Below are 16832 nucleotides of genomic sequence, written 5' to 3' on the forward strand. Positions count from 1 at the left end.
CGTGAAAAAAGGTGGAGCAACATATCAATATTACCCTACGTTTGAGAGAAAGAGATGTGGATATTCGCATTCCACGGCGAATTGAAGTGCGCCGGCTGGTGCGAGAAGTGGATACGATTTTTAATCCAGGTATCAAGCGAAAAAAATATCAATTAAGAATTGTCAATAAAGGTTTGTTGATTGATGAAGGAAAACATCTGTCTGATTATCCTATGACGACAGGAGATTTAGTAGAAATTGAGGAGATATAGGTGGCTGAAGAAAAATTTGAATTTGGTGGACAGTCGTTTGTCTATGAAAAAAATGAAACAAACTGGGAATTAAAACTCAAACGTTCAGATGTTGCGAGTCAAGATTTACGGGAACTGTTACTATTGGATTTGCATCATCCATTCTTTTTGGAGCAATCGATGGTGTCTGATGAGGATAGTGTCACCTTCTCCTATCAAGTTGAAGCTTATGGACTGACTTATGAGGAAATAAAGGAACGTACCATTTCGGAAAGAATCCGTTTGGCCCTAAACGTTTTTCGTCTAGAGGGCGCCTTGGAGTTACCTGTGACTTTCCTTTTGCACCCAGTAAATCTCTTTATTACCAAGGATGCTCAGGCTAAGATTGCTTATCGTGGAATTCCTGGTCTGATGGTTCCTCAATCAATATCCTCAGAAGATTTTTTACGCCAGGCTAAATGTTTTACAGTAACACTATTTAGCGATTTGGATTTCATGGATCTTTATAATGGTTCCTTGGAATTAGAGACCTTGCCCGACTTCTTAAATGACCTATGTCAGGCAGATGATATAGAGGCTGCAGTAGCTGTTTTGGAGAAGTACTACACGGAGAAGGCTGCGAAAGAACGGGCAGATTTGGTCTTGGTTCCAAGTAGACGCCATCGTGTCTTTAAACTGGCAACGATTTGGTTAACAGCCAGCGTTTTCTTGTTGATCGTTCCACTTATCTATCTGATTTTTGTGCAAAATCCTTTCAAAGAAAAGATGTTGCAGGCAGATACTGCCTTTATTAAAGTGGATTATAGTGGTGTTATTACAGAATTAGAGAGAATTGATCCAGCTAGCTTGCCGAATACGCAAAAGTATGAGTTGGCTTACTCTTATATTCAGGGGTTGGAATTTTCTTCTGAACAAAAGAAAGTCATCCTGAATAATGTAACACTTAAGTCAGATGAGCTTTATTTGACTTACTGGATCCAGGTTGGGCGCAATCGTTTTGAAGAGGCTCTTGATATTGCCAAACGGATTAACGACAGTGACTTGATTCTCTATGCTTTGACTCAGGAAATCAAGCAGGTTCGAGAAGATGGAAACTTGTCAGGGAAAGACCGTGAAAGTAAGTTGAATACTTTGGAAAGCGAGTATAAGAAATACTGGGATAGTCGAAGTGAGCTACTAACGAGTGAATCAAGCTCCAATGCTTCTACAACTCCTAACCCTCAAGATAAGGCTTCTGAAAGCAAACCGTCATCTGAGAAGAAACCTGTTCCAAGTAGCTCCTCTAGCAATTAAAGTAGACCAAGGAGAGAAATTATGAAAAAACAAATCATTTTCTACAGCCAAGGTCTGCGTTATGAAGTAGAACTGAGTGCAGATAAGACGGTCTTGATTGGGGCGACTGAAAAGGCTCAAGTCTACCTTTCTCAACAGGAAATACCGATTCAGCTCAAGGTCGATGGTGACGAGGTCTTTTATCAGTACGACGATGAAGCGGGACTTTTGAAAGATGGTCTGCGTTTGGGTGAGGTCGTCTTTTATCTCCGAGAAGGGGAACCAAGGGTTTATGACCTTTTGGATTTATCAGAGTTTCAGATTGGCTCTCAAAGAGGTGCGCTGATCACACTAGATGAAGATGTTGAACTCTTACTCCAAAAATCTCAAAATCAATGGAAGCTAACTCGACTAAAAGGGGCATTCTATCGAAATAATCATCTGGAACAAATGGACCAGCAATTGATTGGTTTTGGAGATGAGTTGAGTCTAGGGGCGGTGACGATCAAGTTCTATCCAGATGAAGTATGGGTTCAGGGTCCTGCCCAAGTTGGGCAACAACTGACTCTGAGAGAACCATCTCGATATGGTTTTTATGAAGATTATCCAGATTATCATCGTTCTCCACGGATCATCTATCGTGGTAGCGAGGATAAAATCTTGATCAATCCCCCAGGCCAGGAGCCGGTTAAGCCGAGCGATGAACTGTTAAAGCTGATTGTTCCTCCTCTGATGATGGTCGGGGTAACCGTCTTGATCACCTTGATTCAACCTCGAGGGATCTATATTCTTGCGACAGTAGGGATGTCCATAACCACAATGATTTTTTCTATCCGTGGTTTTATCAAAAATCGTAAAAAGTACAAGGCTGATAAGAAGGAACGGGTCGATCTCTATCGTCTTTACCTGAAAGATAAGGTCAAGGAATTGACTCGTCTGGAACGAGAACAAAAAGAAGGGATGCACTATCATTTTCCGACTATTTTAGAGTTGACGGACTTGGTTGAGAGTTACAATCACCGGATCTACGAAAAGACTCCCTTGCATTTTGACTTTTTATACTATCGTTTGGGACTCGGGAAAATGCCGACTAGCTATGACTTGAAATATGGTCAACAAGAGCGCAGCGGTAAGAAGGATGCTCTGGAAGAAGAGGGTTACGCTCTCTATAGTCGTCACAAAAAGATCCCAGACATGCCGATTCCGGCAAACCTCAGCCATGGACCGGTGGGTTATATTGGACCTAGAAATCTCGTCCTAGAACAACTGCAACTTTTGGTGATGCAGCTAGCGACTTTCCATTCTTACCATGATGTGCAGTTTATTACGATTTTGCCTGAAGAGGAAAAAGAGCAATGGTCTTGGATGCGTTGGCTTCCTCATGCCAAACTGCAAGAACTCAATGTCCGCGGTTTTGTCTACAATCAACGAACACGGGACCAAGTTCTGAATAGTTTGAACCAAATCTTGAAACTACGTCGTAGTCAAAAGGAAGAAGCATCCCACAAGGAGAGCACCCTCTTCCATCCTCATTACGTGGTTTTAGTGACCGATGAGAAGCTGATTTTGGATCATATCATTATGGAGTTCTTTACTGAAGATCCAACGGAATTAGGCTGTTCTCTCATCTTTGTAGAGGATGTCATGAGTTCCTTGTCTGAGAACATCCAGACAGTGATCAATATCAAGGACCGTAATACAGGCCAACTGGTCATGGAAGAAGGAGTTTTGAAAGAGACGGACTTCCGTTTGGACCACTTCCCAGCAGATTATGACAAGGAGCGGATCGCCCGTACCTTGGCACCGCTCAATCACCTCCAAAACCTTAAGAGTTCAATCCCAGATTCTGTGACTTTTATGGAAATGTATGGGGCGGAGACCTTTGAGGATTTGCAGGTATCGAGCCGTTGGAAAAAGAACGCACCTTACAAGAGTTTGGCTGTGCCAATTGGTCTGCGTGGTCAGGATGACCTGGTTCAACTCAATCTGCATGAAAAAGCCCATGGACCTCATGGTTTGATCGCAGGAACGACTGGTTCAGGGAAGTCCGAAACCATCCAATCCTATATCCTATCCCTCGCTGTCAACTTCCACCCTCATGATGTGGCTTTCTTGCTGATTGACTACAAGGGTGGTGGGATGGCCAATCTCTTTAAAAATCTGCCCCATCTCTTGGGGACGATTACCAACTTGGATGGTGCCCAATCTATGCGGGCTCTGGCTTCGATCAATGCGGAGATCCATCGTCGTGAACGACTCTTTGGAGAGTTCGAAGTCAACCATATCAATCAATACCAGAAGAAATTTAAAAACGGAGAAGCGACAGAACCGCTCCCTCACCTCTTTCTCATCTCAGATGAGTTCGCAGAGCTCAAGGTCAACCAGCCCGACTTTATCAAGGAGTTGGTATCTATTGCGCGTGTCGGGCGTTCCCTCGGGGTCCACTTGATCCTAGCTACTCAGAAACCATCTGGTGTGGTGGATGACCAGATCTGGTCTAACTCTCGCTTCAAGATCGCCCTTAAGGTGGCAGACCGTTCGGACTCTAATGAAATGCTTCATACACCGGACGCGGCCGAGATTACTCAGACAGGACGTGCCTATCTACAGGTCGGAAATAACGAAGTCTATGAACTCTTCCAGTCAGCTTGGTCAGGGGCGGATTACCAGCCGGACAAAGACGATATGGGGATCGAGGACCATACCATCTACCTGATCAATGAATTGGGGCAGTATGAGATTTTGAATGAAGATCTTTCAGGCTTAGAAGATGTGGATGAGATCAAGGAAGTTCCAACAGAGTTGGATGCGATAGTGCACCATATCCAGCTCTTGTGTGAGGAACAAGAGATTCCTCCAGTGCCACAGCCATGGTTGCCACCACTTAAGGAGCGCATCGCGCTAGAGGAGCTGGAAGAAGTGCAACCAGCAGTAGCATGGGCACAAGAGAAATCACTCTCAGTTCTACTTGGAATGGCAGATATCCCGCAGGCTCAGAAGCAGGAAGCCGTTTCTATCAATCTCTCCAAGGATGGTCATATCCTCCTCTACGGAAGTCCGGGTACAGGAAAGACGACCTTCTTGCAAACCGCAGCCATGGACTTGGCGAGAAAGCATAGTCCCAAGGCCCTTACCATGTACTTGATGGACTTTGGTACCAATGGTTTGGCTCCATTGTCTAAACTTCCGCAGGTGGCTGATACCATGCTTTTGGACCAAACGGAGAAGATCTCTAAGTTTGTACGAATCATGGAGAAAGAACTCAACCGTCGTAAGAAACTGCTTGCGGACTATGGAGTTGGGACCTTAGAACTCTACCGTCAGGCTAGTGGTCAGGAAGAACCGGCTATTGTCATCCTTTTAGATAGCTATGAAGCCTTCAAGGAAGAAGCCTATGAGGCGGAACTCTTCAAGCTCTTGGTGCGTATCTCCCGTGAAGGTCTCAGCATCGGGGTTCACCTCTTGGTGACAGCCGGACGTCAGACCAACCTTCGTGCTCAACTTTATTCAAACTTCAAGCACCAGTTGAGCCTGCCACAGAATGAGGCAGGTGAAGTGCGAGCCATCGTGGGCTCTACACCACTTGCCATGACCATGGAAGATATCAAGGGACGTGCCCTTATGAAGCGTGAAGAGGTGGATGTCATCCAGCTGGCACTCCCAGTTTATGGAGCCAATGACACCCAAGTCCTCAATAACCTACGTCAGGAAGTCGCTTCCCTCCAAGAAGCCTGGACCGGACAGCGCCCAAGTGCCATCCCGATGGTGCCAGAGGAGTTGACGATGGATGTATTTCTCAATCTGCCTACAACTCAAGAAGCGATTCAAAATCATGAATTACCGATTGCAATTAGTTGCGAGGAAGCTGAGATTATCCCAATTAATCCATCTACATTAAAAAATATTGTAGTTTTATCAGAAGGTAAGCAATCTCTTCAGTATACAATTTGTCATCTAGTTAGTGTAATTAATCACTGTCTAGACAATGGTCATGTATTGTTAGTAGACTCTAACGAAGAGTATTCATTCTTAAAAGAAAAGGCAAATGCATATATTTCAGGAGAAGAAATCTTAGATCTATTTAGTAATCTTGATAAGGAGATAACAAACAGAAAAGAAACTCCAAAAGATGTTCAAACTTTCATCGTTATACCAGATTTGGCTTCTTTTGTTGAAAAAGTTTCTATATCTGAAGATGATTTTTATCAATTGTATATTAATGCTTATAAATACGGTCTGCACTTTATTACTGCGGGTTCAAAATCAGTATTCTTTAAGGTAAATCCTGTGATTAAAGTCATTAAGGAAAATATTACAACAGCAGTTATTGCTATGCGTTTATATGATCAATCAATTGTGGAACACAATTCAAATAATAGAGAGAAAAAATTAGAGTGGGATCAAGCCTATATTTATGATAAAGGAAGAACTCAAAAAAGTAAAATTAATCAAACAAGAAATCGAGGAATAAATTATGTCAGAAAAACTTTACCCATTAGGAACAGTAGTGTATTTAAAAGAAGGAACAGAAAAACTCATGGTTATCGGTCGTGGGGTCGTTTACCAGGATCAGGAAACAAACTCTGAGATGTTTGTAGATTATATGGGTTGTCTTTACCCAAGTGGTATCAATCCAAATAATACAATATTCTTTAATCAAGAAAATATTGATCGAGTTGTTTTCAAAGGTTTTGTGGATGAAGAGGAAGAACGTTTCATAGAAATTTATCAAAATTGGGAGAAGTCTCTTACGATCCCTAAAAAGAAAATAGATTAAACAAAACTTTGATGGAGGTGGTCGTAGATGAATTATAAGGAAAGAATTGCTGCTTTGAATACTTTTAAAACTGCCATAACAGAAGGAGATACGACAGATAGTGTATCAGGTGTTTCTACAGATGTTTCTGGTTGGGAAGGTAATGCTGATTCGAAGTTTGATGATTATGTTCTAACAATTAAGGCCGACTGTGCAGATATTTCTGCCAAAAAGGCAAGTTTTCTCAGTGAGGTTGATGGGAGAATATCCCAAATTCAAGCGATGTTTGATCTTGACGTTGCTTTAAATAGTTGGAGATTGGGTATGGTGTACGATTCAAAAGATTCGGCAAACAATAAAGCTCTAGTATATGATTCTATTAGCCAAGCTGATTTGGATTCGAGTGTACGTGATTATCTATTGACTATGGTTTATTAGGGGGGAATATGACTACTATCAAGATGGACAAAGAAACATTTGTATCATCGGTTGAGAAATTGATACAAAACGTTGATAATTATACAAAAAGTGTGACAACTTCTGCTTCCCAATTTAGTTTATTTCAAAGTGATTTGTTGGGGGACGGCTATACTAAATTATTTAATAAAGTAGATTCAGAATTAAAAAAACCAAAAGCTCTTAGTGGCAGAATGCATTGTATTGTCTGAAAGTGCAAAAAGTTTTGCTGAAGAGATTTCGTCTGCTGAATCTTCTGTTTCATTTTGAGTGAAGGGGGATAGATTATGGCAGAAATAAAATATATCGCAGATCAACATAAACAGTTTCAAGATGAGTTACAAAAAATTGGGGATGGGTTTGATAACCTGATTACAGAATTAGGGAATGTTAAAACATCCGTTAGTTCAAATCTTAAGGGTGAAGCAGCTACTGCATTGGAAACTGCAATTAATGATTTAACTGCAAAATTAACAAAAAGCAAAGACTAATTGGCATACGACCAATGAAAATGCGAAAAAAGTAGAAGAGATCATCAAAAAAGCAGATGAAGATGCTAAGAAGATAGTGGATGAGCAGAAATAAGGAGGATTTGCATGGCTGATGGAGTATTTACAATTCCAATGAGTGAGTATTACAGTAAATCAAGTGAGCTTAAGGGGAAAGTTTCAGATTTGATTACTGATGTTGAAAATAATTTTTTAAGTAAGGTTAGTGCGAATATTGATACACTGGATGAACAAGATATCAGTGTTGTAGAAGGCTTTGCCTCTTATACGAACGCTAAGAGCAAATTAGAAACTCTGAAAGAATATGAGACACAACTAACGAAGATGTCCTCGGAAGGAGATAGCAATCCTCTAAATGGAGTGGTGAGTCTAGATAAACAGTATAGCGCCAAGTTTTTGGATGTTTCAAAAGGAGCAGACTCTCAAACGGTTGCATCAGCTATTTCTGCAATTGATCGAAATATTAGTTCACAAGCAGAGGTGATAAAAGCTAGAGAGAGTTTTCTTGCTTTTATATCCAGTTTGACAGGAATAGGTGAAAAAGAAGCAATCGCTAAAATCCTTGGGATAGATGTCAAAGATCTTGGTAAGTGGGCGAAAGCTGCGGCAGATAGAATCAAGGGTGCTGATGATTTTTCGAAATTACTAGACACTTTATATACAGGAAGTGGTAAGGGAATATCATTTCAAACACTCTTATATAGTAAAGAAATAGGTCAAGCTCTTCAAAGCTCCCCGTTGGTAGAAAAAGTATTAACCTTTATGATGGACCTGCCCGATGCACTAAAAAGTACTAAATGGGTTAGTAAGTTAAGTAAGCTTGTGGGGCCTGTTACAAAGGGATTCAAACACATCAAAACAGCGGCTTCGTTTTTTATGGGAGAATATGCAACAGGGATTGGTAATATAGCAAAGGATTTTATAAAAAGTGACAAGTTTAAAATCGGGGGAGAAATTGTAGGTTGGGGTGTATTGGCCGTGGAAGAGGGAGTCAATATCTATAAGAACTACAACAATTCCAAGACCGATTCGAAGACGGCTGTAGGAAAAGTCGGGAAGTCTGTGATCGGTGGGACCATTGATACCATATCTAACGTTGGCCCCTTAGATGGTATGTGGCTTGGAGCTAAGGCAGGAGCACTAGGAGGACATCCAGTAGAAGGAGCTCTCATTGGTCTTGGTGTAGGAACGTTTAATCTTATCACTTCTGCAGTCGCACCGGAATTTAAAAAGTCTGTTTATGACGGAGTTAAAAATTTTGCTTATGGTGCTGTGGACGTGGTAGAATCGACGGTGGAGTCTATCGGAAATGGAATCCACCAGGGCTTGGAGACTGTCAAAAGTGTGGGCAAGAATGTTTCTGATTTCTTTAATGGTGGTCTGAAGACGGTCTCATCCTTGTTTGGATAATAGGAGAAAATAGATGGATAAGATGCAAAAAGATATTAATGATGCACTTGAAACAGCACGAAGATTAAACTTAGTAAAGGCGATTTTTGGACTATCTCTATATTCTCTTATGGTTATGATTGGGACGTCTTTACCGATAAGTGTATTTCGAATGGCTAGTGAAGCTGGGTATGACCCAGCTATTCCACTGACCTCAATGGTTACACAGCTAACATCAGTGGAAAAAGGGCTCATTCCCCCAGATAGTTTCTTTGGCTTTCTATTTTTTCTTTGTTGCGGTCATTTTACTTGTTTTTATATTATTTCTAAAAGAAATCGCATTAAAGCCTATTTAATGACTCAGATTTTTCAATTGTTTTTGCTCGTAATTACATATTATAGTTGGTTTGTAGCCATCTTGTATTTAATCCCTCTAGTAGCAATTCGTATCGTTTACTGGATTGGGTTTGTCTTATCACTGATTTACCTTATCTATATCCTTGTTACAAAGCAACGCGCTAGAAAGGATTATTTCTCCTCAGAATATTATAAAAAATTTTTGAATGTTATTTTGTTCTTATGGTTGTTGATGTATGGAATCAATCTCTTCATCAACGGGCTCAATCATTTCCTAGCGTATCTCTTGCTTGCTTTGTTACCTATTGCACCTATTTTCCTAGGACTATTTTTGGTATCATTTTTTAAATCCAATGTAGTAACGCTAGAGAACTTGAATACAGTCAATAAAAACCAAGAGAAATACCGTGAAGAATATGGCTATACCATTGAAGAATGGTACGGGAAAAAGTCAAAAATCTACAAGGAACATGTCAAGAAGTCTAAAAAGAGATAAAGATTTATAGACACTATTTCTAGTCTCTTGAAACTAACCACCTGAAACAAATTCAGGTGGTTTTCTTTTGCTTTTCTCATCTTCTCACGGCATTGCCCATGTGGTATAATGGGATAAGGATTGTTCCTCGTTTTAGACGAGTTTATGGAATTCAGGATAAGTTAGCAGGTGAGAAGAGTATTTCTGTCAGCCTCCTATACACCTGTTAACAGCTATCCACGATAAAAGGAGATTGTAGATTGGTTTTATTAGTATTAGGGATTTTGGTTTTGCTCATTCTAATTTTTAAAAGGAAACAGAAAACTGCTAAAAAATCTGAAGGAAACGCCAAGAAAAGAAATTGGCTATTAATAGGTTGCTTATCCATAGCGATTCCAATGGTAATCTTCACAGTGTTCAGTCCGATTTTTTCTCTAATGGATATGTGGGGGCTATTTGCCCATGCAAGTCGAACTGAGATTGAGCAAGCTGTGCATCGTTCTTATCAAAATTACGGTCTTACAGGACAGTTTGAGTTAGAAAAATACGAGAAAAACTATACAAGTGTGGGAGGATTTATAATCCATGGTACCTATAGTGAAAATATAGCTGGAAAAACCTATCAGGTTAAAACTCGATTTAAATACTATACTCGCTTTTCGAAAAGTGAAACATATGGAAAGACAGATGCAGAGGTCGATTACAAAAATGGTAAAAAAATTTATGATGTTTTCCCAGAATTAGCCTATTTAGGGATTGAAGTTAGTCCAGGAACCAGTGAATTTTTAAAAACACTGGACAGTTCAATCAAAGATCCTAAACTGCCTGATTTGAAGTATCAAGGTATTGATTTTGAATTTAATAACCAATCTGATAATATCTATCTTTATAATGAAATATTAGAGGAAAATCAAAGCAAGGGCCAAGCTCTGCAAGGAATGTATCCAATGGATGCTCAATATCTTTTCCAAAAAGAGATTTTTATACCAACATTTGAATTTCAGTATTTCGTTCCAAAAGAAAAAAGAGATCTCTTGTATGATGACTATCTAAAAGAGCTTGAAGCGCTCATGAAGGAATTTTTTGCCAACCAACCCCTACCACGAGGTCTTTATGCTGTCAAAATTGCTAAATATAAAGAGGATAAACTTGTCAATGATAGTGGTGTATACTATGTGAGGATTGAAAATCGTCAAGTTGTAAAGCTGTTGCAAAAATTAGAGTAGGAGTCGCTAGGGCTAGGTCAGTCTAACAATATTTTTACTAAGAAGAGAAGGGGAGATTTGTTAGCTTATCCAAGATTTTAGCTGGTATCAATATGCGAAAATTTGAGTGTGGATAATGATGGGAGAGGATTTGAAATGATCAGTTTAGAGTTGCTGTCTGAAGCAAATAGTCTAGATGTCTATTCTTTTGAAAAAGAAAATCGGGAGTATTTTGAGCGGAATTTACCTCCTAGACCAGCTAACTATTTTGATTTAGAAGGTTTTAAAGAAATCACGAGGGAATTGTTAACAGAACAAACCAATCGGGCTGTCTACATGCATCTTATTAGAGATTCGCAAGGTGTTATGGTCGGAAGAATCAATTTAAGTGTCTTAGATGGTGATCGGAAAACAGCAGAACTTGGGTATAGAATTGGGGAAAATGTTAGCAATTTAGGCTATGCCAGCGAAGCGGTTAAACTTGTTTTAGACAAAGCCTTTACTACTTATGGTTTTAATAGAATCATTGCAGGAACGGCAAGAGATAATCTAGCTTCTCAGAGAGTGCTTTTAAAAAATGGTTTTATCTTTAGTAAAATGATAGAAAATGACTTACAAATTCATAATGAGTGGGTTCATACAGCAGTATTTGAGATAAGGAGACCATAATATCATCAATTCCGGTCTATTAACAAGGTTAATGGAGTTATAATCTGTCCAGACATTCAAGAATATTTTCTTGGATGTTTTTTGATTTATTCTACTTTAAAAAATTTTATCTGAAAAATTTGATTATAGAACAAACGTTGAGGAGAAGTATCTATTTTTATAATCTTCTTTACAAAAGATTTCTTATAAAGTTTAATTTTAGTTTTTTAACTTGTAAAGATAACAAATTGTTTTGAAGTGATTCTTAAAATAATGTGAGATTAATAGTTCTAAAATGACTTGATTATCGGGATGAGAGTTGGTTTCAATTAATAAGGTTATCTCTAGTTAAAAATGGAGTAGATTAAATTGTTCTATTTAAAGAGTCTAGGAGTTATTTGTGTTTTTTAAGTTGTAATCTTCCTCAAATCTAGCTAGTATAGTTCAAGAAAAAATATCAATATTAGTATATTGAGAGGTATTATGCATCAAAAATATGCCATAAATTAAAATTTTAGAACAGATTGTATAATAAGAATGTATTAAAGAGAAAAAATAAAATTTAAAATGAGGACTACTTCCTTAGTAAGTGTTAAGGTGTGTGATCTAGAGTTGACGAGTTATTTAGGAAATTATATAATGATGTTAACTACTTGATCCCACATATTAATTTTATTTAAATGTGTATATATAAGGAGGATAAATGGCAAGTTCAAATGTTGATCAGAACAGGAATGCAACATCTAGTTGGAGCGGTTATATCCATCAAGGGAAAGTTGGTTTTTTAGTTGCGCTAAGACAATTACGATGGTGCATTGAAAATGAAATAGAAAATTTTGAAGATTATGCTATAAGATATGAGAATGCTGAGGATTTTGATATTGTTGATAAAGGGAGGAGTGTAATATCAAGGCATCAAGTGAAAGCGTATATTAATGGAAATGAAAGAGAAGATTACTCAGATTTATTTAATATACAAAAGAGGAAGTTTGAAGATGAAAAAGAAAAAATAGACACAAAGGGATTTCAGATTCATGAATTTGATGGTAAAGGAAATGCAGTACGAGTGATGGTTCCTTGTGACGCCAGGTTTTTACATGTGATTGTAGACGTGCCAGATTTTAGACTATCAAAGGATGATTATTTAAAAAAATATTCTGGGCGAACAAAATATACAGATAATGATTCTTGTGTCAAACTTTATGAGTATAATCAATCTGAAAAACTGTTTTATTGTCCACTTTCTCAGGATGATAAAAATGATACAATTAGAGATTATTGTAAAGCTGAAATTAAAGAAATTTTAAAGATAGAAAAAAATCCTTTAGAAGAGAATAGTTCTCATCTTGAACAAGTATATCATAGATATATTGGATCGTTATTGGATCATAGTATCGGAAAAGCACACAGTGAATCTGGTTTTCCAGAAATATCCTTTGGAGAGATAATTGCTATTATTAAAAATGCATTCCCTAAAGATAAAATATTTGAATTAAAAAATAAGTTAATTTATAGCTGGGAGCAGTATCACCAAGGTTATGCAGATGATATATGTGAAGATGATTTCATTCAAATGGATAAGATAATAAAAAAATTACTATCTATGTCTAAAGATGAATTTTATAAGTTTGTAAAGATGATTTTACCTGATAAAACATCAGACGAAAATATTCTGGAGTTATTTCCTATTCCTTCTTTAGAAAATATATTTTATCTGTTACTAGAAAAAACTAGAAATTTTTCATTTGAAGGTTATAATTATTTAGATAGTAATAATAAAAGTTACAGAGTTTCTTTGATAGATATTCAGGATAGACCTGGGATAATTGCAAAAAAAAAAATTCAAGAAATAATTGATAATTCAGAGTTTTTAAAAGCAACTTTCAATCATGATTTTTTGATTAATAGATCAATAAATGATATTTCTATTGATTCGAGGATTGATGAATTATCAGATGTACCTGAGAATATTCGATATAAAGAAGAATGGGATACTGGTATAAAAAATAGTATTTTTAATGTTAATATGGAGTTTATTAAAATTGATACAGCTCTTGAAAAAGAGTTAAGAATTTCAGAGGAGTAGTATGAAAAACATCATTGTAAATTTGTTAAAACATAATCATTTTGATTGTGTAGACACAGATTTTAATTTATATACTAATCAATTAAAATCTGAGTATTTTATAGTTAGTCAATATAGTCAAGAAGAGCTGCATAATTTTTTTGATGATGATAAGACTTCACAAGTAATAAAAGAGTTTGAAAGATTATCTTTGAAATCAGAACACGAGAATATTAAGAAAAATACCTCTCTGTTTATTTTAGTAGAAGTTGATAATTTAAAAGAAGCATTTGAAGATGAAAAATTCCAACGCTCAATATTGTTAATTGAAGAGGACTATTACTATTTTAGAAAGTTCATTTTATTATATACTCAAGATGGGTTGTCGGATTTACGAGATAAAGAGACTAATGAAACGCTCTATACTTACTTAGATTCTAATATTGATGCTTTTGAAGAGGATATGTTTTTTAGCGAGTCGTATTTTATGGCGATGGAAATTGGAGTAAAACTACCATTTTTTACACTCCCTAAAAGAAATGATATTTATCAAAGTATAGAAAATCAGTATCAGGATGATAATGATGAATTAGATAATAGATTATTGGATTTTTATACTAAGGTCACTGATGAGATTCTATTAGAATCACTAAAAGATATTTCTACCGATGATGAAAATATTTCTGATTTACTACAAATAGGAGAATTATTACCATGAAAATACAAAAAAAATTTATAAAGAACTTTAAAAATATAAAGGGAACTCGAATTATTGATTTTCAAGAGAATGTAACTTTGTTTGTTGGACCAAATGGATTTGGAAAAACTACAATTTTTGATGCACTTGAGTTATCATTAACTGGGAGAATCCGTCGAATTGAAGAGTCCGATTATAGCGATGGTAGAAGTAGTTTTAGCACTCCTTATTTTCAAAATAATCCTGAGGAAGATACATTCATTGAGCTAATGTTAATAAATGATGAAGGTAGTTCTCTGATAGTATCTAGTCTCTATAAGAGTAGTTTGAATACTGAGGGAAGCAATGTCCCAAAGTTTTCATTTTTTAAATTTAAAAGAACAGTTCGAGTTGGACTAGGAATTTCATTTCAACCTATTGAAGATTTTGATGGTTTGAGTGAGGACGATATACAAAAGGTCATTAGTCAGTTTTTAGGATATGAATCAGAAAATTACAGCTTAGGTGATACTTTTGATTTATTTCATTACATTCAACAGGATGAAACTGCTTATTATTTGAAGCAAAAGGAGAAAGATAGAAAGGAACAACTGAATTTTCTATTAAATATTGGGAACTATGTTAATAGAAAAAACCGATTAGCTGAACTAAGAAAAACGTTACTGTCTAGTAAAACCGAGCTGGAAAAGAAAAAAAACGTGTTAAAAAATCTTCCTATAGGAAGTGAGGTTGCTTATAATGAGTTACCCCTTAGAGCAGATACTGACTTTACTTTTAACAATAAATTGATTGTTTTTGATGACGAATTATCAAATGAAAGTTTAAATATATATCTATCAGAAATTGATAAGTTACAAGAATTTCGAAATTCATTTTCTCCAAAGGATTACTTCCTCAGAAAACAAAGTGAGCAGTTTGAGCGAGAGATTCTGGATGATAAAGACTTTATTTTCTACTTAATAGTTAGAGAAATTTTTAAAAATCAGAATAATATAGAGTATATTGAACAAAACCATACTATAATTTCAAATGATAAAAATTATTCCTATTTTTTACTTAAAAATTATATCGGACAACTAGAGTCATTGGAAAATGACAGTAGAATGTTTAAACGTGGAAAAATTCTAGAGGATCTACTTGATGTCGAAATTGATAAACTTAATATAGAGACAATTAAGAATTCTTTAAATGATTTTCCAGATTGGGAATTTGGTCAAGTATGGCTTGAAACGTTTGATTCCAAGTTAACAAATTACAAGATTAAAAAAGAGCAACTGGATAATGGTACAAATTCGATTAACAAGTTACTCGAGATAAGAAGCCGTCTAAAAGAACATAGTGATGAAAAAAAATCAGAATGTGTGTTTTGTGGTTATGATTGGATTGAAAGCGAGAATTTACTGGTAGCCTATGAAGAAACAACGAATCAACTGCGTAAAAATTTGACTAATTTTGAAATGGAAGTTTCAAATTTAGTTGAAGAATTAAATCAATTAAAAATGGAGTTGCAAAATCAGATTCAAATTGAGCAAGAGAAACTCTTTGTTCTTCCTGAAGATTTTTTGGCGCTGATACGCTCTATAGGTAAGTATAATTTTCCTGAGTCTTTTAGCAACTTAGTTGCAATGAACTCAGAGATGACGCCTATGTTAGTTGATAAGAATGCTTCGCTACAAAAGTTTGAGATTTTGAAAAAAGAGTTAATAAGTTCATTGCAAGAAAAACTGTTGATTCCAAATGAAGTCTATGATAATTTCCTTAGAGTTGTAAATAAGAGAGTAGATTTTGAAAAACTTTTAGAAAAATATTCTATTCTAGCTAGAGAATCAATAAGGGAATTTGGAATTTCTTTTGGACACTTACCCATTTCCTTGCATAAATTTGAAGAGAACAAAGATGGGTTATTAGTATTCTTAGAGGAGGCTAGATCACAAATAGTATTTGATAATTCTAAAAGTTTAGATTTACAAAATATGTTTGATAAGTACTTTGCATCTAATGAGAAAACTTTTGAGAACTGTACTATAGAAAGTATCAATCAAAAACGAGAGTATATTATTAACCAGTTTGAATTACAAAGTTTAACAATGTCTAACCAAATTGAGAAACGTCTTCAAATAATTGAACAAACGATTACCTATCTTCAGGATCGTGTTAGGAAATTAAATGATAATATAAAATCTTACCAAGAACAGATGATTCGAAAGTTGAAGCTTCCCTTCTATATGTATACTGCTAAAATTTTACAAAATTACCAACAAGGAATGGGAGTTCTACTAACTACTCAAAATAATTCTAATATCAGGTTTATAGCAAATAGCAATAGTGAGCAGGATGTGATGTATCAATTGAGTTCTGGACAAATAGCTGTTATTTCATTTGCTTTCACTTTGGCACTAAATACTACATTTAAGATTTCCAAAGAGTTCAAATTTTTATCAATTGATGATCCGATTCAAGATATGGATTCTATGAATGTATATGCTTTAATTGATTTAATAAGACATTCATTATCAGACTATCAAATTATTATGTCCACACATAATGATGGTAGTGCTATGTTTATAAAATATAAATTTGAACTATTTTCAGATTCTGAAATATCAAATGTAGGGCTAAAAAATATAAAGAACATATTATTGGAGGGTTATGAAGTATAAATAAAATACGTGGTAAGAAGAATTGATATAGTTTGATTCTATTCTTTGATAAAAAAAGTAAAAAAACAGTGGATAATGCTATAAAGTTATTATAAAACTATTTTAAATGAATT

14 protein-coding genes are annotated in these 16832 nt (G+C 35.9%); all 14 read left to right on the forward strand.

Annotated features, from left to right (window positions below; genetic code table 11):
* The first annotated feature begins 11 nt into the window (after nucleotides 1-11).
* Nucleotides 12-251, forward strand: coding sequence for an EsaB/YukD family protein (locus SOR_RS01530; RefSeq protein WP_000434883.1), 240 nt, complete (start codon nucleotides 12-14; stop codon nucleotides 249-251).
* A complete protein-coding gene (essB, locus tag SOR_RS01535) occupies nucleotides 252-1523 on the forward strand; it encodes a type VII secretion protein EssB (protein WP_000796948.1) in 1272 nt (423 codons plus the stop codon).
* Nucleotides 1524-1544: 21 nt separating this feature from the next.
* The gene (gene essC, locus SOR_RS01540) at nucleotides 1545-6089 is read left to right on the forward strand and encodes a type VII secretion protein EssC (protein WP_000744025.1); all 4545 of its coding nucleotides are present in this window, start codon (nucleotides 1545-1547) and stop codon (nucleotides 6087-6089) included.
* Nucleotides 5977-6279: a DUF4176 domain-containing protein gene (locus SOR_RS01545; RefSeq protein WP_041170803.1), complete on the forward strand. Its 303-nt coding sequence runs from the start codon at nucleotides 5977-5979 to the stop codon at nucleotides 6277-6279. Before essC ends, SOR_RS01545 begins: the two co-directional genes overlap by 113 nt.
* Before the next feature lie 27 nt (nucleotides 6280-6306).
* Nucleotides 6307-6696 carry a hypothetical protein gene (locus SOR_RS01550; RefSeq protein ID WP_001106895.1) on the forward strand — a complete coding sequence of 130 codons (390 nt, stop codon included), beginning with the start codon at nucleotides 6307-6309 and terminating at the stop codon, nucleotides 6694-6696.
* An 8-nt stretch (nucleotides 6697-6704) separates the two neighbouring features.
* Complete coding sequence (locus SOR_RS01555; protein WP_000207593.1) at nucleotides 6705-6926, forward strand: hypothetical protein; 222 nt, start codon at nucleotides 6705-6707, stop codon at nucleotides 6924-6926.
* Between the two features lie 75 nt (nucleotides 6927-7001).
* On the forward strand, nucleotides 7002-7205 hold the full coding sequence (locus SOR_RS01560) for a hypothetical protein (protein ID WP_000807982.1): 204 nt from the start codon (nucleotides 7002-7004) through the stop codon (nucleotides 7203-7205).
* Between the two features lie 105 nt (nucleotides 7206-7310).
* Complete coding sequence (locus SOR_RS01565; RefSeq protein WP_000763234.1) at nucleotides 7311-8633, forward strand: hypothetical protein; 1323 nt, start codon at nucleotides 7311-7313, stop codon at nucleotides 8631-8633.
* Nucleotides 8634-8646: 13 nt separating this feature from the next.
* Nucleotides 8647-9465 (forward strand): hypothetical protein, encoded by an 819-nt coding sequence (locus SOR_RS01570; RefSeq protein WP_000359970.1) that lies wholly within the window; start codon nucleotides 8647-8649, stop codon nucleotides 9463-9465.
* Nucleotides 9466-9704: 239 nt separating this feature from the next.
* Nucleotides 9705-10670: a hypothetical protein gene (locus tag SOR_RS01575; RefSeq protein WP_000243685.1), complete on the forward strand. Its 966-nt coding sequence runs from the start codon at nucleotides 9705-9707 to the stop codon at nucleotides 10668-10670.
* 135 nt (nucleotides 10671-10805) lie between these two features.
* The gene (locus SOR_RS01580; protein WP_000624240.1) at nucleotides 10806-11318 is read left to right on the forward strand and encodes a GNAT family N-acetyltransferase; all 513 of its coding nucleotides are present in this window, start codon (nucleotides 10806-10808) and stop codon (nucleotides 11316-11318) included.
* A 682-nt stretch (nucleotides 11319-12000) separates the two neighbouring features.
* On the forward strand, nucleotides 12001-13383 hold the full coding sequence (locus tag SOR_RS01585; protein ID WP_000168642.1) for a hypothetical protein: 1383 nt from the start codon (nucleotides 12001-12003) through the stop codon (nucleotides 13381-13383).
* Between the two features lies 1 nt (nucleotide 13384).
* On the forward strand, nucleotides 13385-14080 hold the full coding sequence (locus tag SOR_RS01590) for an ABC-three component system middle component 1 (protein WP_000789564.1): 696 nt from the start codon (nucleotides 13385-13387) through the stop codon (nucleotides 14078-14080).
* Complete coding sequence (locus tag SOR_RS01595) at nucleotides 14077-16719, forward strand: AAA family ATPase (protein WP_000701590.1); 2643 nt, start codon at nucleotides 14077-14079, stop codon at nucleotides 16717-16719. Before SOR_RS01590 ends, SOR_RS01595 begins: the two co-directional genes overlap by 4 nt.
* Nucleotides 16720-16832 lie beyond the last annotated feature (113 nt).

This window comes from Streptococcus oralis Uo5 (assembly GCF_000253155.1).
In the GTDB taxonomy this organism is placed as follows: Bacteria; Bacillota; Bacilli; order Lactobacillales; family Streptococcaceae; genus Streptococcus; species Streptococcus oralis_L.